1 protein-coding gene is annotated in these 1409 nt (G+C 58.8%); it reads right to left on the bottom strand.

Going from position 1 to position 1409, the window contains the following annotated elements; all coding sequences use genetic code 11:
* Window positions 1-104: 104 nt before the first annotated feature.
* Window positions 105-1295 (bottom strand): elongation factor Tu, encoded by a 1191-nt coding sequence (gene tuf / locus SF06_RS17555; protein WP_039562930.1) that lies wholly within the window; start codon window positions 1293-1295, stop codon window positions 105-107.
* Between the last annotated feature and the right edge of the window lie 114 nt (window positions 1296-1409).

Here is a 1409-nt window from a genome sequence, read left to right as displayed (position 1 = left end):
CCTAGCGATGTAATACTGTTGTTTATGTACAGCATCCGAGAACAGCCGTGCGTTACCCGTATGGGGTGTTCGGCAGCGTCCGATGTGTATAAGAGATCGACCGATTACTCGAGGATCTTGGCAACCACGCCGGCGCCAACGGTACGGCCACCTTCGCGAATCGCGAAACGCAGGCCGTCTTCCATGGCGATCGGAGCGATCAGGGTGACGGTCATCTTGATGTTGTCACCCGGCATTACCATCTCGACGCCTTCCGGCAGCTCGCAGTTACCGGTCACGTCAGTGGTACGGAAGTAGAACTGCGGACGGTAGCCCTTGAAGAACGGGGTGTGACGACCACCTTCTTCCTTGCTCAGCACGTACACTTCGCCTTCGAACTTGGTGTGCGGCTTGATGGTGCCCGGCTTGGCCAGAACCTGGCCACGCTCGACGTCTTCACGCTTGGTGCCACGCAGCAGCACGCCAACGTTCTCACCAGCACGACCTTCGTCGAGCAGCTTGCGGAACATTTCAACGCCGGTGCAGGTGGTCTTGGTGGTCGGGCGAATACCGACGATTTCCACTTCCTCCTGGACCTTGACGATGCCGCGCTCGACACGACCGGTTACCACGGTACCGCGGCCGGAGATGGAGAACACGTCTTCGATCGGCATCAGGAACGGCTTGTCAATGGCGCGCTCGGGTTCCGGGATGTAGCTGTCCAGGGTCTCGACCAGCTTGCGAACAGCCGGAGCACCGATTTCGGACTCGTCGCCTTCCAGCGCCTTCAGAGCGGAACCCACGATGATCGGGGTGTCGTCGCCCGGGAAGTCATAGGTGTTCAGCAGGTCGCGAACTTCCATCTCGACCAGTTCCAGCAGCTCGGCGTCGTCAACCATGTCGGCCTTGTTCAGGAACACGACGATGTACGGAACACCTACCTGACGGGACAGCAGGATGTGCTCGCGGGTCTGCGGCATGGGGCCGTCAGCGGCGGAGCAAACCAGGATCGCGCCGTCCATCTGGGCAGCACCGGTGATCATGTTCTTGACGTAGTCGGCGTGGCCGGGGCAGTCAACGTGCGCGTAGTGACGAGTCGGGGAGTCGTACTCTACGTGCGAGGTGTTGATGGTGATACCACGGGCCTTTTCTTCCGGCGCGTTGTCGATCTGATCGTAGCCCTTCGCTTCGCCGCCCCAGGTCTTGGCACAGACGGTTGCGATAGCAGCGGTCAGGGTGGTCTTACCGTGGTCAACGTGGCCGATGGTGCCAACGTTGAGGTGCGGTTTGGTACGTTCGAATTTTTCCTTAGCCATTCTAACCACCCCTTAATGCAGACTTACGCGTCTCGTTCCATTAAAACAAAGGCAGATATTTTCATATCTGCCTTTGTTGACTGGAGCTCATGAGCGGATTTGAACGTCGGACCT

The sequence above is a fragment of the Pseudomonas flexibilis genome, assembly GCF_000802425.1.
Taxonomy (GTDB): domain Bacteria; phylum Pseudomonadota; class Gammaproteobacteria; order Pseudomonadales; family Pseudomonadaceae; genus Serpens; species Serpens flexibilis.
Note: the sequence above shows the minus strand (reverse complement) of the source record. Positions and strands in the feature narration are given on the sequence as shown.

Coding starts and splice junctions, on each gene's coding strand:
- tuf (WP_039562930.1), bottom strand. CDS start 1,295: ATGGCTAAGGAAAAATTCGAACGTACCAAACCGCACCTCAACGTTGGC.